Source organism: Herpetosiphon sp. (assembly GCF_003512625.1).
GTDB lineage: Bacteria > Chloroflexota > Chloroflexia > Chloroflexales > Herpetosiphonaceae > Herpetosiphon > Herpetosiphon aurantiacus.
In genome coordinates this window covers 106190-130097 of record NZ_DOPT01000059.1, presented here as the reverse complement: position 1 = coordinate 130097, position 23908 = coordinate 106190, and the positions used below count along the sequence as shown (strand labels likewise).

The window sequence follows — 23908 nt, the reverse complement described above, 5'->3', positions numbered from 1 at the left end:
ATGCTGCGTTATAGCAAAATCTATTGGTATTTCGTCGTTCAGCGTTTCAAAATTTTGATGGAATATCGGCTGAATTTTTTTATTGGCTCGATTTCAACCGTGCTATTTCAAGGTGCGAGCATTATTGCAATGTGGGCAGTTTTGCGCCAAGTTCCAAGCATCCAAGGCTGGACACTTGAGCAAATTCTACTAATTTACGGCTTGTTGACCTTATCCAAAGGCATCAATCATTTGTTTGCTGATAATCTTTGGGTGATTGGGCGCGATTATATTCGACCTGGCCAATTTGATCGTTTTTTGGTGCGGCCAATTAATCCATTATTCCATTTATTAGCCGATCGAATTTGTCATGATGCGATTGGTGATTTTATTGTCGGCTTTGGCTTGGTTGGTTATGCAATGGTCAAGTTACAATTACCAATTACCCTGGCAAGCATTAGTTTTATCATATTAATGGTTATCAGTGGGGGCATTATTTTTATTGCGCTGAATTTAATCACTGCGGCAACTGCTTTTTGGATTATGGATTCAATTCCGGTAACCAATCTAGTGTTCAGCACCAATGAATTTGCGCAATATCCGCTAACCTTTTATCATCGCTCAGTCGGCATTTTATTGACATGGCTGTTACCATATGGCTTTGCCTCGTATTATCCGGCCAGCTATTTACTCGGCCACTCGATTGGCTGGATGGCATGGCTGGCTCCGCTGATAGCGCTCGTGAGTATCACCATTGCCTATCGCTTTTGGGTATTTGGCCTCAAACACTACGGCAGCACTGGCTCGTGAGAATTGCTCTACGGGTTGGTATTCTACCTTCAATCGCTAAAAAGCAAGACCCCAGCTTGATAATAACCAAGCTGGGGTCTCCAATTAAGCTGCTACTTGGTGATCATTGGTAGATAGAGATTCGAGCCACGGCACTGGTTGGTTTCAGTTACGAAGCTGATATCATCGATACTAAAGCGCACAATGTTGGCAGTTGAGTTATTGACTGAATCGAAGCGCAAGACATGCTCGCCGGCACTCAGATCGGTCAACGGAATCGTGACTTTGGCATAGCCATTGTCATATTCGGTATTTGCGTCGCTAACCCGGAAAATTTCCTCACCATCAAGGCTAAGCTTGACGTAATCTTGAATTCCCCGACCGTTATGCGCGTAAATCGAGAGGTAGAATTCCAGCGTTGCATCGCCTGCGGTTGTCGTGAAGGTTTGTTGGGCAAAGGCTGTTTCGGTCGTGCCTGAGCGTGCGCCAAAGCGCAACCAACTTGTGCCAGTCCGTGGTGCGCCAGCACAACCAGGCAATGAACACAATGGCGGCGAAACATCGCTAAATGAGTTTGAGAAGGCTTGCCAATTGGTGCCAAGCTCGAAGCCACCATTAATCAGGCTTTGGCCAGCTGGCTCAACCTCGATATTAAATACTTGACTGGCTGTCAGGTTGCCGCTATCGCGCACAGTTACGGTAATCGGGTAGGTGCCAACTGCGCTGCTACAGGCACAATTCACGTTAGCCTTCAAGATCCCAGCTTGGTTGCTGATGCTAACGTTCATGCCTGTTGGTGCGCCAGCGGTACTGACTGTCAACGCACCCGCCAAATCAAGATCATCCGAGGCAGTGCCAATGGTCGCGCTGGTTTGCTTGCCTTGTTGCACCAATACGTCGCTGCTAAGGAACAAACTTGGCGCGGCTGGTGCGGCTGGGCCATTACAGGTGTAAATTTCAAAGTCGTCGATCGACCAGGTAACTGAGCGATTTGGCGTTGGGGTATCGCCAAGCGCGACCTTGAATCGGAAGCGGATCGATTGCCCAGCCAAGCTGGCTAAGTTCAAGCGGCTGGCGTTATAGCCATTGCTGTTGCCAACATAGGCTTGCTCGCCGCCAAACGCGCCATCTTCGGCGATATTAGTTGGGCCGTTGAAGCTAAACAAACCAGCAGCTGACTGCCAAGTACTACCATTGTTGGTGCTATATTCCACCACGCCCGCATCGATTGGCGCATAGAAATCATAGGCATGGCGGAAGTAGGCAAAGCCATTGGCGGGAACCGTGACACTCGCATTTTGGGTAAAGGCCGATTCTTCAACCGCCTGATTCCACCCATACACACCGTTATAGTTGGTTGCTGAGCCACTACCGCTAGTTGCATATGTCCCAACGAGTGGCGCTGGATTGGTAGTCCAAGTTTCGGTGCTGCCACTCAAGGCGCTTGCACTCCAACGATTATTGGGCAAGGCCTCAAAATCTTCGTTGAAAACGGTCGTTTGGGTTTGGCCAGGGCTACAAGCAGCAATATCAGGGGCTGGCGCGTTGGTTGGCTGAAGATCCATTTCGGTTGCCAAAATGGTTTTATTGACTTCAACACAATCGGCGGCGGTAATCCCATGGCTGCCTGTCAGGCTGGTACAGGCTTGGCGCAAGGCCGAAGCAAGGTCGGCATAATCGCTGCCCGAAGTTAACGAGCTAATTTGGGTTTCATAGAATAAATGGGCAGTTTTGGTGATGCCAATTGAGGCGATGGTTTGGCCGTTGAACGTATCGCCATCGCTTAAAAGATAGGCAGCCTTATTGGCGACACCACTGTTACTGTGCACCCCACCACTATCAAGCAGATTAGGATCGAGCACATACAATTCGCTCAACATGCGGTCGGGCTGATCACCTTGGGTTGGGTCTTGCATATTGCGAATCCCGCCCAAATCCTCGCCCATAATCCAGCGGGTAGTTTCGTCATCGTCGGCGCTACCATTGGTTTGATCCATAAATTCGCCGAAGATATCCGACATGGCTTCGTTGATTGCACCTGATTGGAAGTAGTAGAACAGGTTCGAGGTATATTCGGTTACCCCGTGCGACAATTCGTGGGCAACCACATCGTCGGCAGCAGCAAAGCCTTGGCCATAGGTCATTTGGCGACCATTCCAGAAGGCGTTGCCATACGGGCAGCCCGCGCCAGGTGGGCAGTGCTTGACCAGTGAGATCAAGTTCATGCCGTTGTTGTCGATGCTGTTACGGCCAAAGAACAAGTTGAAGAAGTCGTAGGTATCACCCGAATAATCGTAAGCGGCATCGATATCAGCATCGTTGCTAGCGGCTGAGCCTTCGGTGCGCACATATTCGCTTGGTTGATCACAGTTGTTATTGGGATTATCGTCGTTATCGACCACGTTGTTATCGTTACAAACGAAGCGATTTTTAGCAAAGCCAATTTGATTGAAGGCTAAGCTAATTTCGCCTGACTGGGCGTTAACGAACACATATTCGCGAATCGGGTTGCTGCTGGTTGATTCAACCGTAACAAACCAAACCAGGCTGCTTTTTTGTAAGCCTGTGCCACCCAACAAAGCTGGGTTATAAATTGCTAATTCGCTTTTGCTCACGTTCAACGCTGCCAAATTGACATCGTATTTGGTGGCAACATAGGTTTGGGCGGTATTAATCGCCTTGGCTTGGTCAATTTTGGGGTTGGTGTTTAAATTGAGATTTGGCAACACTTCGCCGTTGATGCTCAGTAATTCACCAGCCTGATTGACTTGAACTTGCAATTCGCCAGCAATGACTGGCACGCCTTGGTAGCGCTGTTTATAACGCACAACCTGGCGACCATCTTGGGTGGTGCTAGTTTTGGCAACGGTGGCATCGCTGGCTTGAGCTAAGCCGAACAAATTGCCATATTCAGCCAAATAGGCATTGGCAATGTTGAGCGTATCAGCGCGATTCAAGCCTACTGGTTGATCGAGGGTTGTGCCAGCGGCTGCGCCAATCCAGCGCACATAGCCAGTTTGGCTGTGGCGAGCAACATTGGCTCCTTGGCTGAGCAAGCGATTGATGGGCGAATTGGTGGTGGGCGTTTGGGCATTGCTCCGGCTTAACGGCAGCATGCTCACAACAATTAATACTGCTAGCAAACGCAGCATTCGCATCGAACGCATAAATCTTTCCTTACACACTAAACGAATAACGCTCAGCATCACGCTATAAGGAAGAGTTGCCAGACCCCTCCCGATGCTGCCTAATCCTCGCTCACCAGAGTTTCTCTCCGACCCGCGTTGCCAACCTCCCAAAAGCACTAGATGATCATATCAGCAATAGCGTTTGGCGATTATAGCGCATTCTGGCCAAAATGTGCATAGATCTTAAGATCGAGTTATCTCAAAAATTGGGCCAATTTTTGAGATTTTGTCGCAATTAGTTGTTGCTTTGGCGAAATGTTAGAGCGATGTAAGAGCTAGCGCTGCCCCGTTGCTTGCTCTATCGCGGCGTGTTACAATATTCAGCGGCGTGCGGCGAGCACGCCACTCTTATAACTTACCGAGTTAGCACTCCTCGGCCAAGAGTGCTAAAGCGAGGTGAGCGATGCATCTTGAACTCAATGAGCGGCGACGACGGGTTCTTAAGGCGGTTATTCAACAATACATCGATACGGCAACGCCAGTAGCCTCGCAAGACCTTGCTAGGAGTTTGGGGGTTAGTTCGGCGACTGTCCGCAACGAAATGGCGGCGTTAGAAGATGCTGGCCTGTTGACGCATTTGCATACCTCGGCTGGGCGTTTGCCAACTGATGCTGGCTATCGCTTTTTTGTCGAAAATTTGATGGATCGGGCGGCGCTTTCGACCCAAGAACAGCGCATGATCCAACATCAGTTTTATCAAATCCGCTCGGAATTGAACCAATGGATTCATTTGGCAGCAGCGGTTTTGGCTCGCACCGCCCAAACGGCGGCGGTGGTTACGCCCCCGCGAGCCTACGAGAGCCGCTTCAAACATATCGAGTTAATTTCAATCAACGATGCCTTGGTCTTGTTGGTGTTGGTGTTGCACGAAGGCTCGGTCAAGCAGCAAACGCTGCCTGCCGACCCCAATACGACCCAAGAGCAACTAAGCCGCATCGCCGGACGAATTAATGAGTTGTGTCATGAAGCCTCAGCCAAGGCGATTGCCAACATCGCTCACAATCAGTCAACCAACCAGCCGCCGCTTAGCAGTTTTGAAGTGCTGGTGATCGAGAGCGTGGCGCGGGCCATGCAACAATTCGAGGAGCATGTCAACGAATTAATTCATCACGATGGCCTGCTAGAGATGTTGCATCAACCAGAATTTGGCCAGGTGACGCGGGTACGCGAGGTGCTTTCGATCCTTGAAGGCGGCACCATGCTTGAGTCGTTGATTCCCCAAGCCTTGGCTTCGGATGGCGTGCAAGTGATCATCGGTGGTGAACATAGCCGCGATGAACTGCGCGACTATAGCGTGATTTTGTCGCGTTACGGGGTCAATGGCGATGTTGCTGGTGTGGTAGGGGTTTTAGGGCCGCGTCGCATGGCCTATCCACGTTCCATCTCCAGCGTGCGTTATATTGCTGGCGTGATGAGCGATTTGATGGGCGATTTATATGGCGAACGCAAAATAGAACCATCAGAATAGTGCTAGACGCTAGGCTGTGATCATACAAGTTTGATCTTTACGGAGGTACGGAGTTCTCATGACGGAAGAAGTGCAAGCACAATCAACTGACGATACCAATCCTCAAGGCGATGCCGAAAGCCTGAACGAACGGATCGCCACGCTCGAACGCGAAGTTGAAGAACACAAAACCAACTGGATGCGAGCAATTGCTGATTTCAAAAATTACAAACGCCGCACCGAAAGCGAACGCGAGGAGTTGATTCGCAATGCTAGCGCTGGTTTGATGTTGAAATTGCTTCCAGTGCTCGATGACCTGCTCTTGGCGATGGGTCAAATTCCCGCTGAAATTGAAAACAATCAGTGGATTGGCGGCGTTAAACAAGTACAACGTAAATTTGAAACGGTGCTTGAAGGCGCTGGCCTGCAACCAATTCCTGCCGTTGATGAAGAATTTGATCCGAATATTCACGAAGCAATTATGTTTGAAGAAGGCGACGAAGCGCAATCAAACAAAGTTGTGGCCGAATTACGCCGTGGCTATAAGCTTGGCGAACGGGTCTTGCGTCCAACGGTCGTCAAAGTCGGCAAGTAGGAGCAACTAGTCAAAGCATCGTTTTAAGTGGCATTGCTGCCGTGATTGGCCGTCGCTTAGCGATGCTTTGTCGCTGTCTGTGGAGCACGAGCTATATGGGTAAAGTGATCGGTATTGACCTTGGAACAACCAATTCAGTGGTTGCGGTCATGGAAGGTGGCGAGGCGGTGGTGATTCCTAACGCCGAAGGCGCTCGCACCACTCCTTCAATTGTTGCCTTGAGCAAAAACGGTGAACGCACGGTTGGCTTGGTTGCCAAGCGCCAATCGGTCACCAATCCCGAAAATACAATTTATTCGGTCAAGCGCTTTATTGGTCGTAAATTGGATCATCCCAGCGTCCAACGCGATAAAGATTTGATTCCCTACCGCATGACCAGCGCTCCCAATGGCGATGCGCGGGTCTTGATGGGCGGTCGCGATTATTCGCCGCAAGAAGTTTCGGCCATGATTTTGCAAAAACTCAAAGCCGATGCCGAAGCCTATTTGGGTGAGCCTGTCAGCCAAGCGGTGATTACGGTTCCGGCCTATTTCGATGATTCGCAGCGCCAAGCGACCAAAGATGCTGGCAAAATTGCTGGCCTTGAAGTATTGCGAATTATCAACGAGCCAACCGCCAGCGCCTTGGCGTATGGCTTGGAGCGCAACAGTAACGAATTAATTGTCGTCTATGACCTTGGTGGTGGTACGTTCGATGTTTCCATTTTGGAGCTTGGCGAGGGTGTGTTTGAGGTTCGGGCGACCAACGGCGATACCCACCTCGGCGGCGATGATTTTGATCAAAAGATTATCGATTGGCTAGCCAGCGAGTTTCAACGCGAAAATAATATCGATCTGCGTAGCGACCGTATGGCACTGCAACGTTTGAAAGAAGCTTCGGAAAAAGCTAAGCAAGAACTTTCGAGCGTGTTGCAAACCGATATTTCGCTGCCATTTATCAGTGCCGATGCCAGTGGCCCCAAACACTTGAACACCACTCTGACCCGTGCCAAACTTGAGCAACTGACCGCTGATTTGGTCGAACGCACGCTCAAGCCAATCAAACTGGCCTTGCAAGATGCTGGTTTGAAGCCAGGCGAAGTTGATGAAGTGATTTTGGTTGGTGGCCAAACCCGCATGCCCGCAGTGCAGGCTGCGGTTAAAAAATTCTTTGGCAAAGAGCCACACAAGGGTGTAAACCCTGATGAAGTGGTGGCGATTGGGGCTGCAATTCAGGCTGGCGTGCTGGCTGGTGATGTTACCGACGTGTTGTTGCTTGACGTAACGCCATTGACCTTGGGGATCGAAACCTATGGCGGCGTGATGACACCATTAATTGATCGCAACACCACGATTCCAACCAAGCGCTCACAAATTTTCTCAACTGCCAGCGACAACCAAAACAGCGTTGAAATTCATGTGTTGCAAGGCGAACGGGCTGAAGCTCGACATAACAAATCCTTGGCGCGTTTTACCCTCGATGGCATTCCAGCCGCGCCGCGTGGCGTGCCGCAAATTGAAGTTATTTTTGATATTGATGCCAACGGGATTGTCAACGTCAGCGCAACCGATAAAGCTACCAACAAAGAGCAAAAAATCACGATCACGCCATCATCGGGCTTGAATGATGATGAAATTTCAGCCATGATTCGCGATGCCGAAGATCATGCCGATAGCGATGCTCGCCGCCGTGATCAGATTGCGACCCGCAACAAAGCCGATGGCGTGATCTACGCTGCTGATCGGATGTTGCGCGAAGCTGATGATAACGTTGATTACACTGCCCGCAACACGGTCGAAGATCGGATTGCAGCGCTACGGGCGGTGCTTGATGGCGATGATATGGAAGCGATCAACAATCGTACCGCTGAATTGAGCGTGGCAATGCAACGACTCAAACCAGCGCCCGATTTTGGCATCGAGCCAGAAACGCCGAGCCAAGACCACGGCTCCGCCGACGAGGTGGAACTGTAAGCGAAAGTCAAAAATCTAAAATCAAAAGTCAGAAATCAAAGGGCGAAATACTCCAAAGATTTCGAAAAGACCATCGATTCTGACTTTTGACCTTTGGCTTTTGGCTTTTGACCTTTGACTTTTGACTTTTATCATAGGGATATGTATGGCAACCGAGGCAAAGCGCGATTACTACGAGGTTTTGGGTGTGGGCAAAAGTGCCTCGCCTGACGAGATCAAGAAGGCCTACCGCAAGTTGGCCATGCAATATCACCCCGACCGCAACCCAGGCAACGTCGAGGCTGAGAATAAATTCAAAGAAGCGACCGAAGCCTACGAAGTGCTTTCCAACGACCAAAAGCGCCGCATGTATGATCAATTTGGTCATGCTGGCAGCAGCGGTCAAGGCTTTGATCCGTTTGCCGGTTTTGGTGGCGCTGGCGGCGATCCATTCAGCACAATTTTTGATGCCTTTTTTGGCCAAGGTGCACGCGGTGGTAGCCGTGGTGGCACTCGCCAAGGAGCCGATTTACGCGCCGACCTCGTAATTAGCTTTGAAGAGGCTATTTTCGGCACCGAAAAAGAGCTTGATTATCGTCGGCTCGAATCGTGTGGACCTTGTGGTGGTAATGGCGCAGAGCCTGGTACCGAACCAACTCGCTGCCCCAAATGCCAAGGTTCGGGCGAAATGCGCGTCCGCACTTTCCTCAACATGGTCACGGTAACCACCTGTGATCAATGTAATGGTCGCGGCGTGATTATTCCCATCCCATGCAAAACCTGCCGTGGTGAAGGCCGCGTTCGTGAGACCGTCAAGCGCAAACTAACCGTGCCAGCAGGCGTTGACGATGGCATGCGGATTCGGATTGGCGGCGCTGGTGATAGTGGGCCAAGTGGTGGCTCAGCTGGCGATTTATATGTCAACTTGCGAGTACAACCACACGATTTCTTTGTGCGCGAAGATAACAATATTCTGTTGCAGCTGCCAATTAATCTGGTGCAAGCCGCTTTGGGAGCGCAACTCAATGTGCCAACTGTTGATGGCGATGAGCCATTGAATGTACCAGCGGGCACACAGGATGGCACAGTCTTTACTTTGCGCGGCAAAGGCGTGCCCTACATTGATTCATCGGGGCGAAATTTGGGCCGCCGAGGTGATCAGATGGTTGTGGTCAAAGTGCGTGTGCCAACCAAACTCAACGACGAGCAACGCGAACTTTTCCAAAAACTTGGCGAAACCATGGGTATGGACCATTTCGAGCAAAAAGAGCGCGGCTTCTGGAGCAAAATCTTCGGGAGTTAAGCCATGTTGGTTAATGGGGTAGGGTTGGCTAACTAGCTACCTACCCTTTGCACCTTTGGTTTAACCACTTTTTCACCCATTGTTACTACTTGCGATTAAATTCATGGGCAAAAAGTCGATTTTGCCTCTTGTAACTCGTGAGTACTTTTGGTACAATGGTTGCGTTGACATGGTTTGGTTCCTCACATTACCTCGGACTGAGTGGATATGCAATCTCTTCCCTGAGCTTCGTGACTCCAACCTGAAACAATTGGATACATTACCATAGTTGGAGAAACAAGCTAATGAGCTTTACCGACAAGACGTTGAACTGCCGCGATTGTGGCAACGAGTTCGTATTTACTGCTGGCGAACAAGAATTTTACTCACAAAAAGGCTTTGACAACGAGCCAACTCGCTGTTCAAACTGCCGCCAAGCCCGCAAGCAAAATCGCGGTGGCGGTGGCTACGAAAGCTCAAGCCGTGGCGGTGGCGGTGGTGGTTATAGCCGCAACAGCTATGGCTCAGATCGTGGCGGTTACAGTTCAGATCGTGGCGGTTACAGTTCAGATCGTGGTCAACGCGAAATGCACACCACCACTTGTTCATCATGTGGCGGCCCTGCACAAGTGCCATTCGTACCACGTGGCGACAAACCAGTCTACTGCCGTGACTGTTTCCAAAGCCAACAATCATCATCACGCTCGAACCGCTGGTAAGATTCTTGGGGAATCAATCCTCATTCTTATAAGCAAAACCGCTGCTCTTACCAAAGAGCGGCGGTTTTTTTGTGATCCTCACAACTTCAAGATAGTTCTTTAGTACGGATCACGGAGTAGTACTAGTGCTATCCTCGATTAGCTGCGTTATACTATAGCCCATACTATTTAACACTTTTTAGCCTGATTCTTAGAACAATAAAGCCTGTTTGTAATGGTTTATCGTATGAACAACGGCCAGCGCTCCCTCACCCCCAGCCCCCCCTCTCCCGTACGCGAGGCGAGGGGGAACCGCTCCAGCAGTGCTCCCCTCGCCCGCCTCCGTGGGAGAGGGGCTGGGGGTGAGGGAACGGAAACATGGTTGCCAACCCAATGAACCATTACACCTATTGGCTAGCTTTGTACAACCTCTTCCAACGGAGGTACTGGCATGCGTCGTGTTTGGTGGGGTGTGGCTGGTTTAGCTCTCATCGGAATGATCACAGTTTTGATTTGGTGGCTAGCAAAACCGCTTGAAACAACCTTGGAACGTGCCCAACGCACAGGCATGATCCGGATTGGCTATGCCCCCGAAGCGCCTTTCTCGTATCGCGATGCTACTGGCACTGTGGTTGGCGAAGAGGCAGTGGTGATTACTTGGGTGATGCAGCGCCTAGGAGTTTCTCAGCTGGAATGGGTGCAAACCGAATGGGCCGATTTAATTCCTGGCTTACAAGCTGGGCGTTTTGACTTGATTGCCAGTGGAATGTTTATTACCTGTGAGCGAGCCGAACTCCTTGCGTTTAGCCAACCAACCTTTGCCCTCAGTCCAGCTATGCTCGTCGCTAAAACTAACCCATTGGGCATTCAGAGTTTTGCCGATTTTCAGCGGCCAGATCGGCGTTTGGCGGTGATGCGTGGTGCACGTGAGGCCGAAATTGCCCAAGCCCTGGGGATTGCGCCAGAACAATTATTATTTGTGCCCGATGTGCAAACAGGCTTGGCGGCAGTGCTGGCAGGCCGTGCCGATGCCTTAGCCTTGACCGATATCAGCATTGATTTGTTGGTATTACAAGCGCCAGATCAAGTTGAACGAGCCATGCCGTTTGTGCCACCAATTATTGATGGAAATTTAAGTATTGGCTATGGAGCCTTTGCGATGCGTCATAAGGATGCACATTTGCGCACAGCAATTGATCAACAGTTGATTGGATTTATTGGCAGTGACGAACATTATGGCTTAATTGCGCCGTTTGGGTTTTCGCGCGAGCAATTGCCCAATCGTTCAACCGCCAGTCTGCTCCAAGGTTGTGAGAATGGCTCATGAAGCGTTTTGCTTGGTTGCGGCGCAAAGAATTACGCCCATTAATCGCTTTATTGAGTGTGGCTTTAGTTTCGATTGCCCTGTTGCAATGGAATTATTACCAAATGCGCTCGATGATTCAATCGCAAATCACGGCGTTTAATGGGATGACTCAAGCCCGTTTGAATATGAAACGTGGCTATTTGATTGCTGAGCAGGTATTAAATGGCAACCAAACCCTGCTGCCCCAAGATGCAATTGCCTATCTTGATCAGGCGATTTTGGCGGTTGATGATTGGCAGCAAGGTAAAAATCCCGTTGTAGTCTTTGATCAATTGTTGCCGCCAGATCCACCAACGCAGCAAGCGCTCACTGACTATCGCCAGCATTTGGTCAGCTTTCGAGCCTTATTATTGCAACATCTCAATCGCCCACAAGAGCAAGCCCAAACCACGATTGATCGCCGAATTGCCTTCTCAGAGTTGGAATCTGAAGCTGAGCAGTTGGAAAATCGTTTATACCTTGATTTGGAATTATCAATTAAACGGCAGGCCGAGCGCTATTCGTTGATGTTGGTTGGCTGGCTGATTTTCTTGGTGATTATTGCGGGAGTTGTCTATCGTTTGTTGGGTTTGCAGCGCTTGGCGGTGGCTCAATTGGCCGCCAGCGAAAAACAATTTCGAGCGCAATATCGTGGCATTCCAATTCCAACCTATACATGGCGTTGTATTGACGACGATTTTATTCTCGAAGGTTTTAACGATGCAGCGATGATTATTACCCAAGGAGCAATTACCAAATTTGTCAATCAATCAGCTAGAATTGTCTATCGCAATGAGCCAGAGATTTTACACCATTTTGAGCGTTGTCAACGTGAAAAAATAACACTTCATCAAGAAATTCGCTATGAGTTTAAATTAATCAATCAAGTTAAAGATTTGTATGTGAGCTATGTGTTTATCGAACCAGATTTTATTATGGTGCATACCGAAGATCGAACTGATCGCAATCAGTTGCAAATGCAATTAATTCGTGCCCAGAAAATGGAAAGTATTGGGCGCTTGGCTGGTGGGGTAGCTCACGATTTCAATAATTTGTTAACTGCAATTAGCGGTTATACAACCTTGGCGATTGATAGTGCTCAGCAAGGCTTTCCGGTGGTCGAAGAATTAACTGAAATTCAACATGCCACTGATCGAGCAGCAATGCTTACCAGTCAATTATTAACCTTTGCACGTAAGCAGCAAATCCAACCAAAAATTGTCAATATCAACGATTTAATTATGTCGATGGAGAAATTGATTAGACGAGTTTTACCAGAATCAATTCAATGGCGAACTGTACTTAATGTTAATATTGATTTAGTTTTGGCTGATATCGGCCAGATTGAGCAAGTATTATTGAATTTAGTAGTCAATGCGCGTGATGCTATGCCTCAGGGTGGAAATTTGCTGGTTGAAACAAATAATGTTGCAGTTGATGCAAATTATGCACGAACTCATATTGATGTACCAATTGGCAATTATGTTTTATTCGCGGTGAGCGATACCGGCATCGGCATGACCCAAGAAGTCCAGAGTCGGGCATTTGAGCCATTTTTTACCACTAAAAGCGATCACGAAGGTACTGGTTTGGGTTTAGCCACCTGTTATGGCATTATCAAGCAACATGGCGGCCATATTGGTTTGTATAGCGAAGTTAATCATGGCACGACGATTAAAATTTATTTGCCACGTTCAGAGCAAGCTCAACTCGATGATGCTCCAAGCCTCATCCAAAACTTACCTCGTGGCACGGAAACGATTTTGGTGAGCGAGGATGAGCCGCAGGTACGGGCGGTTTTGGTGCGGATGCTCCAAGGCTTGGGCTATAGCGTGCTCGAAGCACTGCATGGCTCCGAGGCCTTGGCCTTGCTCCAAGCCCAGGCGCTTGGCACAATTCAGCTCTTAATTACTGATATGGTTATGCCACAAATGGGTGGTTTTGAGCTGAGCCAACGGGTTGCTGAGCTTGATCCTCAGCTCAAAATTTTGTTTATTTCGGGCTACTCCGAGCATAGTTTGGCGCAACATCAGCAATTAGCCCAACAGCCTTTGTTGCTGAGCAAGCCATTTTCACTGGCTACTTTGGCGCAAACAGTCCGCAAGGTGCTGGATGATTAGAGCGAATTAAGCCACAGATTGACACAGATGGTTAGGATTTGTTTTTGCATACTAACGATTCAATAGTTGTACCTACAAGCGGTTTTGCCACGAATTGCACGAATTACACGAACTAATTTAAGCCTAAAACCCAATAAAATAATCCACAAATTGAAATTTAGGGGGTGCAGGGGGATGAAAACACCCTGCGTTCCCCGCCTTGAGGCGGGGCGGAGGGGTGGTGATCACGAATGAATATTAAAAACTACTACTGTAAGCTAGAACGGAGGGAGAGTGATCCTCAATCTACGCATAAAACCCCTAAAGACTACATGAAATAAAAGCAGAATTGGCAACTAGCCCAGCTCAAGGTATGCTTAACCAAAAGCAATTTTAGAGGTAGCTGACCAATGAAAAAATACAAACTAGTGCTGTTTGATTTTGATGGAACCTTGGCCGATTCAATTCCTTGGTTGGTCAAGGCGATCAACGGCGTGGCCGAGAAATATAAGTTTCGCCAACTTACGCCCAAGGAATTTACCGAGTTGCGCGGCCAAAACCCCCGCGAGGTGATGAAATATATGCAGGTGGCTTGGTGGAAAGTGCCATTAATTGCCCGCCATATGCGCCAACTGGCCGCCCAGAATATTCGCCATATTCAGCTTTTCGATGGCATGGAATTGATTTTGGCTCAATTGGATGCTGCTGATGTGCGTTTGGGCGTGGTCAGCAGTAATAGCGAAGAGAATGTACGCCATGTGTTGGGTGATGCCTTGGCCAATGTGGTTGAGTTTTACGAATGTAGCGTGCCAATTTTTCGCAAACGTGCCCGTTTTGAGCGAATTGTGCGCAAAGCTAACCTTGAGCGCGAAAAAATTCTATGCGTTGGCGATGAGATTCGCGATGCTGAGGCGGCCAAGCAAGCTCAATTGGCCTTTGGTGCGGTGGGCTGGGGCATGAGCCGCATTCAAGATTTTGCCCCCTATGCGCCGCGCGAAGTGTTTTTTCAGGTTTCCGATATTGCCACCCGCCTGATCGATTGAATTGCTGATCGAGCAACCAGATTTTTCGGTTTTTTGGGGGTACAATACATGTGGTTCAGTACTGAACGGTATTGATTGTGTGTTTTGGAGGAAGCTCGATGAGCCTCGGTTCTCTAACATTTCGGCTTGGTGGTGATCTCGAAATTCGGCGGTTGGGCTTTGGTGCGATGCGCATCACAGGCGATGGAATTTGGGGCGAACCAAGCGATCGCGAACAATCTAAGGCGGTATTACGCCGCGCTGTCGAACTTGGCGTGAATTTTATTGATACTGCTGATTCATATGGCCCCGATGTCAGCGAATGTTTGATCGGCGAAGCCTTGCACCCCTACTCAGCTGATATGGTGATTGCAACCAAAGGTGGCTTGCTGCGCGGCGGCCCGAATATTTGGTATTCCAACGGGCGGCCTGAACATTTGCGCATTTCGCTGGAAAAAAGCTTGCGCCAATTAAAACTGGAACGGATTGACCTTTACCAATTGCATCGAATTGATGCCCAAGTGCCTTTGGAAGAATCGTTGGGGGCGCTGAGCGATCTACGCAACGAAGGCAAAATTCGTCATATTGGCCTGAGCGAAGTTAATAACGAACAATTGGCCCAAGCGCAAAAAGTCGTGCCGATTGTTTCGGTGCAAAATCGTTATAGCATTGGCGACCACGAATGGGAAAGCATGGTCGATGCCTGCGAAGCCCAAAATATCGCTTTTATTCCATGGTTCCCGTTGGCGGCTGGCCGATTAACTGCGCCTGGTGGCACGCTTGATCAAATTGCCAAAAAATACGAAGCTAGCGTTGGCCAAATTGCCTTGGCATGGTTGCTCAAACGCTCGCCAGTGATTTTGCCAATCCCTGGAACATCCAAAGTTAAGCATCTCGAAGAAAATATGGGTGCTGAAAAAATCGCCCTGAGCGACGAAGATTTCCAAACCCTGCGCGAGTTGCAAGCCTAAGTAACATCAAAAGGCAAAAGTCAGAAGTCAAAAGATGGAATATGGCTACTGGCTATGGACTATCGGAACATTTTGTAGAATTGCCTTTTGTCTTCCCTCACCTCCTAGCCCGAACGCGAGGCGAGGGGGAACTTTCCCATTATGAAGGAAGGGTGGAACGCCCCTCGCCCACCGCCGTGGGCGAGAGGTTGGGGGTGAGGGAACGAGACCTGTCTGTTAATCTAATTATTCCATATAGCCCATAGCCACATTTCGTGCTCTTCGTGTTCTTCGTGGATCAACGTTAAAAACAAAAAGGGTAGCGAGGCTACCCCAATCAACCACCACATATCACTTCCACACACTAAAATTCACACGTCGCACCCCTCGCTGAGTATTGTAGCAACTTCCTACGCAACTGCCTAGCACCTAAGTGTAACAATCAGGTAACAATTGGCTGATAAACGCCTGATGTTGCTCTGAGACTTGTTTTTTTGGCTAAAATAGCGCTATGCAACAGTTTGGAGGTTTGGGCTATGAGTCGCATCCTGATTGTCGATGATGATCCAGCGATTTTGAGTGGGGTCAGCACCTTGTTGGAGCAAGCAGGCTATGAGATTGCTCAGGCGGCTAGTTTGGCTCAAGCTCGTTCGCATTTGCAGGCATTTAATCCCCCAAGCTTGGTGATTCTCGATTTGATGCTGCCTGATGGTGATGGCTTTGAGTTGTGTCGCCAAATTCGCCAAGGTGGCCAATATCTGCCAATTCTGATGCTTTCAGCCCGCGATGAATTACAGGATCGGGTTGAAGGCTTGACGGTTGGCGCTGATGATTATCTGACCAAGCCGTTTGCACCTGCCGAATTAGTGGCTCGGGTGCGGGCGATTTTGCGCTTGGCGCAACACCAACGTGAGACGATTGGCTCATTCGAATGCGGCAAATTGCGCTTCGATTGCGAATTACAACGCGCTTGGTGGGATGAGCAATTACTCGAATTAACGCCTAAAGAAAGCGGAGTTTTGTTACAGCTGATGCGTCAGCCGAGCCATGTTTGGGGGCGTTTGGCCTTGCTCCAAACCGTTTGGGGCACAAATTTCTTGGGCGATTCGCGGATTGTTGATGTGTGTGTGCAACGCTTACGTGCTAAAATCAACCAACTTGATGCGAATGCCGACCCGATTCAGACCGTGCGTGGTTTTGGCTATCGGTTAAAGTGTGAGCCATGATTGTTCTACCGCTCAAATCGTTGCTTTTTGGAATTTTATTGCTACTGTGGCTGGTTGCCAGCTTTGCTTGGTGGCTTGGTCAGCGTGGCAAACGCCCCATTATCCAACATAGCGCCGATCCATTATTGCGCCAACAAATTGCTCAGCATCGCGCCTTTATTGGCACGCTTTCGCATGAATTACGCACACCATTAACCGCTCTTTTGGCGCATACCGCAATTGTGCACAACCAACAAAGCGAGCCAGCCGTGCGCGAACATTCGTTGCTCACCTTGGAGCGTGAAGCTCAACGTATGGCTCGCTTGGTACGCGATTTGTTGGAATTGCACCGTTTGGAATTAAGCGATGAATTGCCCTTGGTTCCGGTGAATGTGGCGTTGTTGGCCGAAGAAGCGATTGCCAGCGTGTGGGTGATGGCCGATGAAGCCCAAATTGAACTGCAATTCGAGGCTGACCCAACCCATCAGCGAGTTTTGGCGCATCCTGATCGCTTAAAACAAGTCTGGCTCAATTTGTTGATGAATTGTTTGCGCTATTGTCGTGCAGGCGATCTGGTGATTGTGCGGGTGCTGGCGAGTGAGCAAGGGTTACGTTGTAGCATTGAAGATAGTGGGCCTGGGATTGCTGCCACTGATTTGCCGCATGTGACCGAGCCACTCTATCGCGGGGTCTTGGATAACGAAGGCAGCGGCTTGGGCTTGAGCCTAGTCAAACAGATTTTGGCGCGGCATCATAGCACCCTCCAGATTGAAAGTAGCACCAACCCGCCAACTGGCACACATATATGGTGGATCTTGCCCTATGACTAAATTGCGGTGGCTTAGCCTGCTCATTCTTGGTTCGATCATCTACTGGCTTTTGCCAATCGACGGCAATTTAGTGCTTCAGACCAACCAACAAGCTGGTTGGCCCCAAATTTGGTTTGAACGCGATACCCAAGATCAACAATGGATTTATGTGCGCGATAATCAGCCATGGGTTTATGTCGCTTTGACGCTTGATGGCACGAGTTTACAGCGTGATCAGCAATTTGCGGCTGGTAGTGAGCCATGGACTTGGCGTTGGAGCAGCACTAGCAATACTTTAACCCAAGCCGATATTCGCTTTTATCACGATTGCGATCGTGGTTGCCAAGAACGTGGCAGTCTGATGATTGGTCAGCCTGAGCCAACCGCTACTCCGCGCCAAAGTAGCCTGCTTGGCGCAATGTTTGCCAACCCCGATCGCGATTGGCATGGTCGGGCGGCGTGGTCGGTAGATTTGGTGTATGCGCTGCGAGCCGATGAGAGCCAATGGAGTGTTGATGCCCTAGCTTCGCGGGTGGCGGCGGCACATAAGGCTGGATTGCGGGTGATTATCCGCGTTGCCTATGATCAAGGCCAAAGTTTGCCACCAAATAATGATGAAACGGCCTTGGCGATCTTTTTGCGCTTTTGCCAGCGCTTGGCCCACGATCAACGTTTGCAGGCAGTCTATGGTTATAGCATTGGCAATGGTTACAATAGCTTGGGTGAAAATAGCCTCAGCCAAGAACCGCTGACTCCTGCGTGGGTAGCACGAATCTTAGTTGGGTATGGCGTTGCAACCGAACGCCACGATAATGTGATTGAAACCATGCGCGGTTTGAATCCCCAATTGAAACTGCTGGTTGGGCCAGTGCGGCCTTGGAGCAACGAGGCAGATGGCGCTTGGGCCGACCCGTTGAATCAGCCATGGCTTAATTATTTTAATAGTTTATTGGTCTTGCTTGATCAAACGATTCGGAGCAAGCATCAACAGCAAATTAATGTTGCCCCCGATGGCTTTGCGCTGAGTACGGCTGGTTGGCCTGAGCGTAGTGCCGATCCCGCTCAAGAGCCATTGAATGATCTGTATTTGAGTCAATCTGGCAAGGCCCAACGTGGTTTTCGAGTCTATCGCGATTGGCTGACGATTATCAATCGCTACCCGAGCACCGCCAATCGTCCGGTTTATATCACCGCCACCAATACATTTCACCCAGAGCAAGCACGCACGCCGCTGGAAAATTACCCCAAAGGTTGGCTCAGCAATGCCTTGGCTGAAGTCAGCAGCAACCCACAGGTGCAAGCCTTATGTTGGTTTGTTGATCAGCCGTTTGGTCAACAATGGTACGAATGGAGCCTGAGCGAACCTCAAGGCAAACTGCATGAAGCCGCTCAGGAGTTTGATCAACTGTTGCGCTAGGGTTGTGGCTCGATGCTGATCTGCGTTAGTACCGAGTTAGCAATAAAGCATTGCTCATGGGCTTGATGATGAAATTGCTCAATTTGTTCGCTGCTAGGAGCTGGTTCGGCCCAAATGATGTTTGGGCGGAGCGTAACTTTGGTCATGGCGATTTTGCCAGTGCTATTTTTGCCCATTTTGCCGCTGGCCTGATCCTGATAGTGCTCGACGACCAAGCCAGCCTCGGCCACAATTGATAAAAACCATAACATATGACAGCTTGATAGGGCGGCGATAAATGCTTCCTCTGGATCAACCGCTTGCTCGTCGGAATAGGGCAATGGCACGACGTGCGGTGATGACGAGCCTTTTACAACTTGACCACCATCAAAAATCCAACGATGAGCGCGGCTATACTTGCCATCGCTAAATGTTGCCGCTTGCCGTTCCCATTCAATCGTTACCGTGTATTTAGCCATACGTTACTCCTGAACTCTTGATAAGGATGAAGGATGAATTATGTGAAACCGCAAAGATCGCGAAACTTAGCTCCATGATTGCTTAACGATATTCCAAGCTGCCAACGAACCTAACATTCGTGTCCTTCGTGTCCTTCGTGGTTAACAATGATCTTCATCCCTCATCCTTCATAATTCATCCTTTGGTTTTTCCCCCACATGGTTACCCTATCGCGGCCATTGTGGAATGTTAATAACTCTGGTACTGTTTTTAATAACGCTTTTATTTTGGAGATGCTGGCATATGTCCTTAGGATCAGGATCACAGCTGAACAATGCTGAACGAACCGAGACATTGCAAGAGCTTGGGCTGCTTGATGTTTCTTTCGACCCAGCTTTTGATCGTTTGACCCGCTTAGCAAGCAAGGTTTTGCAAGCACCAGTGTCGTTACTTTCGCTCGTTGAACATCATCGGCAATATTTTAAAAGCCATATTGGGTTGGCTGAGCCATGGGCCGAGCGCCGCGAAACCCCATTAACCCATTCGTTTTGCCAACATGTGGTCAGCAATGGTCAAGAATTAATTGTGACCGATGCCCGCGAACATCCCTTAGTTCACGATAATTTGGCTATCCCCGATTTGGGCGTGATTAGCTATGCAGGTATGCCGATTCGCAGCGGTGGCCATGTACTTGGCTCGTTCTGTGTGATCGATGGCAAGCCCCGGGTTTGGACGGCTGATGAACTGGATATTCTGCATGAATTTGCTGAATTGTTGATGACCGAACTCAAACTACGCCAAGAAATTCGTATCCACCAACAGGATATTCGCGAGCGGGAGCGCTTGCAAAACGAGTTGATCGGCTTGCAACAAGCCTTGCTCGATGAGCTTTCAACCCCGCTGATTCCTTTAAATGATCAGGTATTGGTCGTTCCATTGATTGGAGCGCTCGATCAGCAGCGTGCGCAACGGATGACCGAGGCGCTATTAACTGGTGTCGGTAAATATCGCGCTGATTTTGTGATTCTCGATATTACTGGTGTGCCCGTGCTCGATACCTATGTGGCATCGTTGTTGGTGCAAACCTCGCAAGCAATTCAACTGCTCGGTGCGCGAATGGTATTAACGGGTTTGCGCCCCGAAATTGCCCAAACCATCGTCAGCGTTGGCCTCGATTTGCGTAGCGTTGTGACCTATAGCACGCTGCAACAGGGCATCGAATATACCTTTCGGCGTAAATAAGTTTGTTATTTTTACAATGGCGGAGTTTAACGCTCCGCCATTTCGCACTTAAGCAGTTTTGCGCTTGAATTTGCGTTGCAATGCTGCACCGAAAAATTGCAGCGCATCAAGTTTGAGACACCACAATAAGCCCAAATAGATCAAGCTACTGCCGCCGCCTGCCACGAGCAATAACACAAGCGCATTGAATTTGCTTGGCGTTGTCGGCAACAATTGTAGAATGCCCCAACAACTAGCGGCCATTACCAAGGCAGCGCTGGCAATTTTCGCGCTCGCTTGGAGCATGGCCTGACCATCAAACACCCGCAAACGCCGATGGGCAACCACCGCCATCACCAAGGCATGAACGGTTAATTGCGCCACATTGCCAGCAATCAAGCCATACATCCCCCAAGCGCGATAGCTCAAACCAGCTACCAAAAAATAGCTAGCAATTGCTGGTGCTTGCACTAAATTGGGCAACAAGGTGTGTTTACGGGCATAAAAGGCGAAAATTAACGGCTGATCGATTGCGGCGGCCAGCATGCTTGGCAAATAAGCCAATAATACCAAGGCGGTGATCCGCGTGTTTTCGGCGGTAAATTTGCCACCTTCAAACAAAATTCGTACCACTGATTCGCCAAGCAAGCCAAAAATCACCAACATTGGCACAATTAAGAGCAGCACCACTTTTAACCCAATGCCCAAAATGCGCCGAAAACCAGCCTCATCGCCATCGCTGTTGAGCCGCGATAAGGTTGGCAAAATCGCAATCGAGATTGCCGCTGCCACCAAGCCCAGCGCAAATTGAATAAAGGTCGTGGCGCTACGCATATAGGCCGCCGATTGTTGATCGATGCTGCCTGCAAGCTGACGATCGATCAGCGTTCCCACAAATGAAAAGCTAATGCCAAGCGCAACTGGTGCATACAGCAAGCCAATTCGTCGCACGCCTGGATGCCGCCAGCGCAACATCGGGCGTAGCCGCGCACCGCGTAGGGCTGGCAGTTGTAGGGTTACTTGGGCCAATGCCCCTGCGACCATGGCCCAACCCAATACCCGCGCATCCTGCGGCCAAAACCAAATCAGCACAATCAAGGCCAAATTAAAGACCGTTGAGGTAAACGCTGGTAATGAGAAGCGGCGTTGCGCTTGTAATAAGCCTGTCAGCACGCCCGACAAACACATAAAAACCACCGCAATCACCATCGAGTGCAGCATTGATACGCCAAGACTGAGCATGGTTGGGCTGGCCACGATTTTGGCAGCTAGCACCTGATTGATCGGCTCGGCAAAGATCCAGACCAAGCCACCAAGCAGGCCAAGCACCAGCGCCAGCATGGTCAAAATGGTGTTGATAATCTGCCAAAGATCGCCATCATCGTGCTGATCGATGTAATCAGTTAGGACTGGAACCAGCGCCGCGCTGACCAAACCGCCAACCAAAAAATCGTAGAGTTGGGTTGGTACAGCACTGAGCAACGAGTAGAGGCTGGTTTCGGCTCCCACCCCAAAATTGTGGTTAATAACTTTATCGCGGACAAGGCCAAGAATGCGGCTGGCAAAATTGCCAACCATTAATAACAAAGCGGCTAGCGCGATACTGCGGCCAGCCGTTGTTTGGGTTTTCGTTTCAAGTTTGGTGTTCATGCAAAAAGTGTCGTTTCTGGCTGATCGTTCAATCCGAACGAAGGATACACGCGATGGAGATAGACCGTATTAAACCAATCGGCTTGGTCAAGGAATTGTTGCCAATCGTGGCGCTGGGTTGCGTGGGCTTCCAAAGCCGCCCGTTTGGTATCGGCATACTCGCTCACATCGATAATTGTGGTGGCTGGCAATGGGTCGGGATATTCATTGCTGCTGGCGGCGTTGACTGAGCGCGGGCTATTTGGGGCAACGCTTTGATAATACAAGCGCGGCTGCTCAATCGTTGGGTGCAAAGCCAAATATTGGGCAAAAGCTTGGGTTGTGGCCATACTAATCGCAATATGGTCGGGGTGACCATAAATTCCATCAGGCCCAAAGGTCAGCACGATGGCTGGTTGCTCAGCATTCAACACTTCTACAATCTTATCGCGCAACTCGGTGGCGTTGGCCAACGCTAAACCACCATCGGGATAATCCCAGACGATGCTTCGATCAACCCCAATTGCTTGGCAGGCTTGATGCAGTTCTTCCAAACGCACTGATCCTAAGTTCTCAGGATTGATTGCTAGTTCAGGGCTAATTTGGCCTAGTTCGCCATGGGTTGCGGTAATAATGACCGTGCGATAGCCAGCAGCATGGGCTTGGGCCAGCACCCCAACAGGGCCAAATGCTTCATCATCGGGGTGCGCCCAAACAGAGAGGATGGTTGGCATGGTTGCGGTTCCTCGGCTAAACAGGCTCGATCAAATGCAGATCAAACACGCGTAGGAAAATTCGAATAAGCCGTTGTTGCACATCGTTGAAGGCTGGCACAACGGGCAATAATTCGGCCAACGAGGTTACGCCATAATCGTGAATACCACAGGGCACGATTGCGGTAAAATCAGCCAAGTTGGTGGTGACATTCAAGGCAAAGCCATGCGACGTAACGCCACGGGTATTCGAGCGCACCCCAATCGCGGCAATTTTGCGGTCGCCCACCCATACGCCAGTATAACCAGGAAAGCGTCGCGCACTTAGCCCATATTCAGCCAGCAGTTCGATGATCACTGCTTCGAGCATGCGCAAGTATTGATGCAAATCGCGGCCATGATCGCGAATTTGCAAAATGGGGTAGCCGACTAGCTGGCCTGGCCCATGGTAGGTAATATCGCCCCCGCGATCAACTTCGATCAAGGCTGCGCCACGTTGTTGCAGGGTTTCGGGGCTGACCAAAAGATGCTCATAGCCGCCCGAGCGCCCAATCGTGTAAGTGGCAGGATGCTCCAACAATACCAAGGTATCGGGAATCGTTTCAGCGCTGCGTTGGCTGACTAATTCGCGTTGCAATTCCCAAGCGGCGTTGTAATCGAGCATCCCAAGGATTTGCACCTTTAATAAACGTTGGGTTTGCTGGATTGTCATAGTGGCATCAAGCTAATCATCTCGCCGCCGAAGGGTGAGGCTTGGGTCAAGCGACTGCCATAACTGGCGGGTTGGCTATCAGCCCAATCGACATAATCAGCGTTGTATTGACCATTAAAATAGACATGCACCACTTGGTTATGAGTCACACGGCTCATTGCATCCCAGACTTCGTTATCATCGTGCGAATGGGCCACTAACATCGCTCGCTCAGGCATAAACTCATCTTCTTCAGGTGGAATGACTAAACCGAGCCATTGATTGGGATATTGAGCTTCGATGATTTCGATTGTTTCGGTGCGCCCACGACTTTCCATCGCGGTATATGGGCAGCCACAATTACAACTCACGCCACATTCAGCAGTGCCACATTTGCCGGTAGACACCCGCCCGCCATGGTCGGCAGTGGTTAATTGAATCAAAACAGGCATAGCTTAAA

Annotated in this window: 20 protein-coding genes; 14 read left to right on the top strand and 6 right to left on the bottom strand. The window is 49.7% G+C overall.

What is annotated here, in order from left to right:
* The gene (locus tag DEF47_RS13045) at positions 1-789 is read left to right on the top strand and encodes an ABC transporter permease (RefSeq protein WP_012187995.1); all 789 of its coding nucleotides are present in this window, start codon (positions 1-3) and stop codon (positions 787-789) included.
* 92 nt (positions 790-881) lie between these two features.
* Here DEF47_RS13045 and DEF47_RS13040 read toward each other — a convergent pair whose 3' ends face one another.
* The gene (locus DEF47_RS13040) at positions 882-3935 is read right to left on the bottom strand and encodes a M4 family metallopeptidase (RefSeq protein ID WP_012187996.1); all 3054 of its coding nucleotides are present in this window, start codon (positions 3933-3935) and stop codon (positions 882-884) included.
* Between the two features lie 424 nt (positions 3936-4359).
* On the opposite strand from DEF47_RS13040, the gene hrcA reads away from it, so the two are divergent.
* From hrcA to DEF47_RS12980, 12 genes are all read left to right on the top strand, one after another.
* Positions 4360-5424, top strand: coding sequence for a heat-inducible transcriptional repressor HrcA (gene hrcA / locus DEF47_RS13035; RefSeq protein WP_012187997.1), 1065 nt, complete (start codon positions 4360-4362; stop codon positions 5422-5424).
* 58 nt (positions 5425-5482) lie between these two features.
* Positions 5483-5998 carry a nucleotide exchange factor GrpE gene (locus DEF47_RS13030; RefSeq protein WP_012187998.1) on the top strand — a complete coding sequence of 172 codons (516 nt, stop codon included), beginning with the start codon at positions 5483-5485 and terminating at the stop codon, positions 5996-5998.
* A 95-nt stretch (positions 5999-6093) separates the two neighbouring features.
* Positions 6094-7950 (top strand): molecular chaperone DnaK, encoded by a 1857-nt coding sequence (gene dnaK, locus DEF47_RS13025; RefSeq protein ID WP_012187999.1) that lies wholly within the window; start codon positions 6094-6096, stop codon positions 7948-7950.
* Positions 7951-8095: 145 nt separating this feature from the next.
* The gene (gene dnaJ, locus DEF47_RS13020; protein WP_012188000.1) at positions 8096-9232 is read left to right on the top strand and encodes a molecular chaperone DnaJ; all 1137 of its coding nucleotides are present in this window, start codon (positions 8096-8098) and stop codon (positions 9230-9232) included.
* Positions 9233-9516: 284 nt separating this feature from the next.
* Positions 9517-9930, top strand: coding sequence for a zinc-ribbon domain containing protein (locus DEF47_RS13015; protein ID WP_041303880.1), 414 nt, complete (start codon positions 9517-9519; stop codon positions 9928-9930).
* Between the two features lie 430 nt (positions 9931-10360).
* Positions 10361-11236, top strand: a complete 876-nt coding sequence (gene ehuB, locus DEF47_RS13010) for an ectoine/hydroxyectoine ABC transporter substrate-binding protein EhuB (RefSeq protein WP_012188002.1) — start codon at positions 10361-10363, stop codon at positions 11234-11236.
* Complete coding sequence (locus tag DEF47_RS13005) at positions 11233-13374, top strand: ATP-binding protein (RefSeq protein WP_012188003.1); 2142 nt, start codon at positions 11233-11235, stop codon at positions 13372-13374. The genes ehuB and DEF47_RS13005 overlap by 4 nt, the downstream gene beginning before the upstream one ends.
* Before the next feature lie 389 nt (positions 13375-13763).
* Positions 13764-14396, top strand: coding sequence for an HAD-IA family hydrolase (locus tag DEF47_RS13000; RefSeq protein WP_012188004.1), 633 nt, complete (start codon positions 13764-13766; stop codon positions 14394-14396).
* A gap of 98 nt (positions 14397-14494) precedes the next feature.
* Positions 14495-15346: an aldo/keto reductase gene (locus tag DEF47_RS12995; protein ID WP_012188005.1), complete on the top strand. Its 852-nt coding sequence runs from the start codon at positions 14495-14497 to the stop codon at positions 15344-15346.
* A gap of 515 nt (positions 15347-15861) precedes the next feature.
* On the top strand, positions 15862-16551 hold the full coding sequence (locus DEF47_RS12990; RefSeq protein WP_012188006.1) for a response regulator transcription factor: 690 nt from the start codon (positions 15862-15864) through the stop codon (positions 16549-16551).
* Positions 16548-17360, top strand: a complete 813-nt coding sequence (locus DEF47_RS12985) for a sensor histidine kinase (RefSeq protein WP_012188007.1) — start codon at positions 16548-16550, stop codon at positions 17358-17360. Before DEF47_RS12990 ends, DEF47_RS12985 begins: the two co-directional genes overlap by 4 nt.
* On the top strand, positions 17353-18756 hold the full coding sequence (locus DEF47_RS12980) for a hypothetical protein (RefSeq protein ID WP_012188008.1): 1404 nt from the start codon (positions 17353-17355) through the stop codon (positions 18754-18756). Before DEF47_RS12985 ends, DEF47_RS12980 begins: the two co-directional genes overlap by 8 nt.
* On the opposite strand, the gene DEF47_RS12975 is transcribed toward DEF47_RS12980, so the two are convergent.
* A complete protein-coding gene (locus DEF47_RS12975; protein ID WP_012188009.1) occupies positions 18753-19214 on the bottom strand; it encodes an OsmC family protein in 462 nt (153 codons plus the stop codon). The two genes, DEF47_RS12980 and DEF47_RS12975, sit on opposite strands and share 4 nt — an antisense overlap.
* Positions 19215-19497: 283 nt before the next feature.
* Between DEF47_RS12975 and DEF47_RS12970 the strand changes: the two genes are divergently transcribed.
* Complete coding sequence (locus DEF47_RS12970; protein ID WP_012188010.1) at positions 19498-20436, top strand: GAF domain-containing protein; 939 nt, start codon at positions 19498-19500, stop codon at positions 20434-20436.
* 48 nt (positions 20437-20484) lie between these two features.
* On the opposite strand, the gene murJ is transcribed toward DEF47_RS12970, so the two are convergent.
* The 4 genes from murJ to DEF47_RS12950 are packed head-to-tail and all read right to left on the bottom strand — an operon-like array spanning position 20485 to position 23900.
* Entirely contained in the window at positions 20485-22065 is a 1581-nt protein-coding gene (gene murJ, locus DEF47_RS12965) for a murein biosynthesis integral membrane protein MurJ (protein ID WP_012188011.1), read from the bottom strand.
* Complete coding sequence (locus DEF47_RS12960; protein WP_012188012.1) at positions 22062-22778, bottom strand: PIG-L deacetylase family protein; 717 nt, start codon at positions 22776-22778, stop codon at positions 22062-22064. The genes murJ and DEF47_RS12960 overlap by 4 nt, the downstream gene beginning before the upstream one ends.
* Positions 22779-22794: 16 nt before the next feature.
* The gene (gene lipB, locus DEF47_RS12955; protein ID WP_012188013.1) at positions 22795-23469 is read right to left on the bottom strand and encodes a lipoyl(octanoyl) transferase LipB; all 675 of its coding nucleotides are present in this window, start codon (positions 23467-23469) and stop codon (positions 22795-22797) included.
* A complete protein-coding gene (locus tag DEF47_RS12950; RefSeq protein WP_012188014.1) occupies positions 23466-23900 on the bottom strand; it encodes a hypothetical protein in 435 nt (144 codons plus the stop codon). The genes lipB and DEF47_RS12950 overlap by 4 nt, the downstream gene beginning before the upstream one ends.
* Between the last annotated feature and the right edge of the window lie 8 nt (positions 23901-23908).

Excerpts from the sequence above, each read along its gene's own strand:
- DEF47_RS13045 (WP_012187995.1), top strand. The coding sequence starts at position 1 with ATGCTGCGTTATAGCAAAATCTATTGGTATTTCGTCGTTCAGCGTTTC.
- DEF47_RS13040 (WP_012187996.1), bottom strand. The coding sequence starts at position 3,935 with ATGCGTTCGATGCGAATGCTGCGTTTGCTAGCAGTATTAATTGTTGTG.
- hrcA (WP_012187997.1), top strand. The coding sequence starts at position 4,360 with ATGCATCTTGAACTCAATGAGCGGCGACGACGGGTTCTTAAGGCGGTT.
- DEF47_RS13030 (WP_012187998.1), top strand. The coding sequence starts at position 5,483 with ATGACGGAAGAAGTGCAAGCACAATCAACTGACGATACCAATCCTCAA.
- dnaK (WP_012187999.1), top strand. The coding sequence starts at position 6,094 with ATGGGTAAAGTGATCGGTATTGACCTTGGAACAACCAATTCAGTGGTT.
- dnaJ (WP_012188000.1), top strand. The coding sequence starts at position 8,096 with ATGGCAACCGAGGCAAAGCGCGATTACTACGAGGTTTTGGGTGTGGGC.
- DEF47_RS13015 (WP_041303880.1), top strand. The coding sequence starts at position 9,517 with ATGAGCTTTACCGACAAGACGTTGAACTGCCGCGATTGTGGCAACGAG.
- ehuB (WP_012188002.1), top strand. The coding sequence starts at position 10,361 with ATGCGTCGTGTTTGGTGGGGTGTGGCTGGTTTAGCTCTCATCGGAATG.
- DEF47_RS13005 (WP_012188003.1), top strand. The coding sequence starts at position 11,233 with ATGAAGCGTTTTGCTTGGTTGCGGCGCAAAGAATTACGCCCATTAATC.
- DEF47_RS13000 (WP_012188004.1), top strand. The coding sequence starts at position 13,764 with ATGAAAAAATACAAACTAGTGCTGTTTGATTTTGATGGAACCTTGGCC.
- DEF47_RS12995 (WP_012188005.1), top strand. The coding sequence starts at position 14,495 with ATGAGCCTCGGTTCTCTAACATTTCGGCTTGGTGGTGATCTCGAAATT.
- DEF47_RS12990 (WP_012188006.1), top strand. The coding sequence starts at position 15,862 with ATGAGTCGCATCCTGATTGTCGATGATGATCCAGCGATTTTGAGTGGG.
- DEF47_RS12985 (WP_012188007.1), top strand. The coding sequence starts at position 16,548 with ATGATTGTTCTACCGCTCAAATCGTTGCTTTTTGGAATTTTATTGCTA.
- DEF47_RS12980 (WP_012188008.1), top strand. The coding sequence starts at position 17,353 with ATGACTAAATTGCGGTGGCTTAGCCTGCTCATTCTTGGTTCGATCATC.
- DEF47_RS12975 (WP_012188009.1), bottom strand. The coding sequence starts at position 19,214 with ATGGCTAAATACACGGTAACGATTGAATGGGAACGGCAAGCGGCAACA.
- DEF47_RS12970 (WP_012188010.1), top strand. The coding sequence starts at position 19,498 with ATGTCCTTAGGATCAGGATCACAGCTGAACAATGCTGAACGAACCGAG.
- murJ (WP_012188011.1), bottom strand. The coding sequence starts at position 22,065 with ATGAACACCAAACTTGAAACGAAAACCCAAACAACGGCTGGCCGCAGT.
- DEF47_RS12960 (WP_012188012.1), bottom strand. The coding sequence starts at position 22,778 with ATGCCAACCATCCTCTCTGTTTGGGCGCACCCCGATGATGAAGCATTT.
- lipB (WP_012188013.1), bottom strand. The coding sequence starts at position 23,469 with ATGACAATCCAGCAAACCCAACGTTTATTAAAGGTGCAAATCCTTGGG.
- DEF47_RS12950 (WP_012188014.1), bottom strand. The coding sequence starts at position 23,900 with ATGCCTGTTTTGATTCAATTAACCACTGCCGACCATGGCGGGCGGGTG.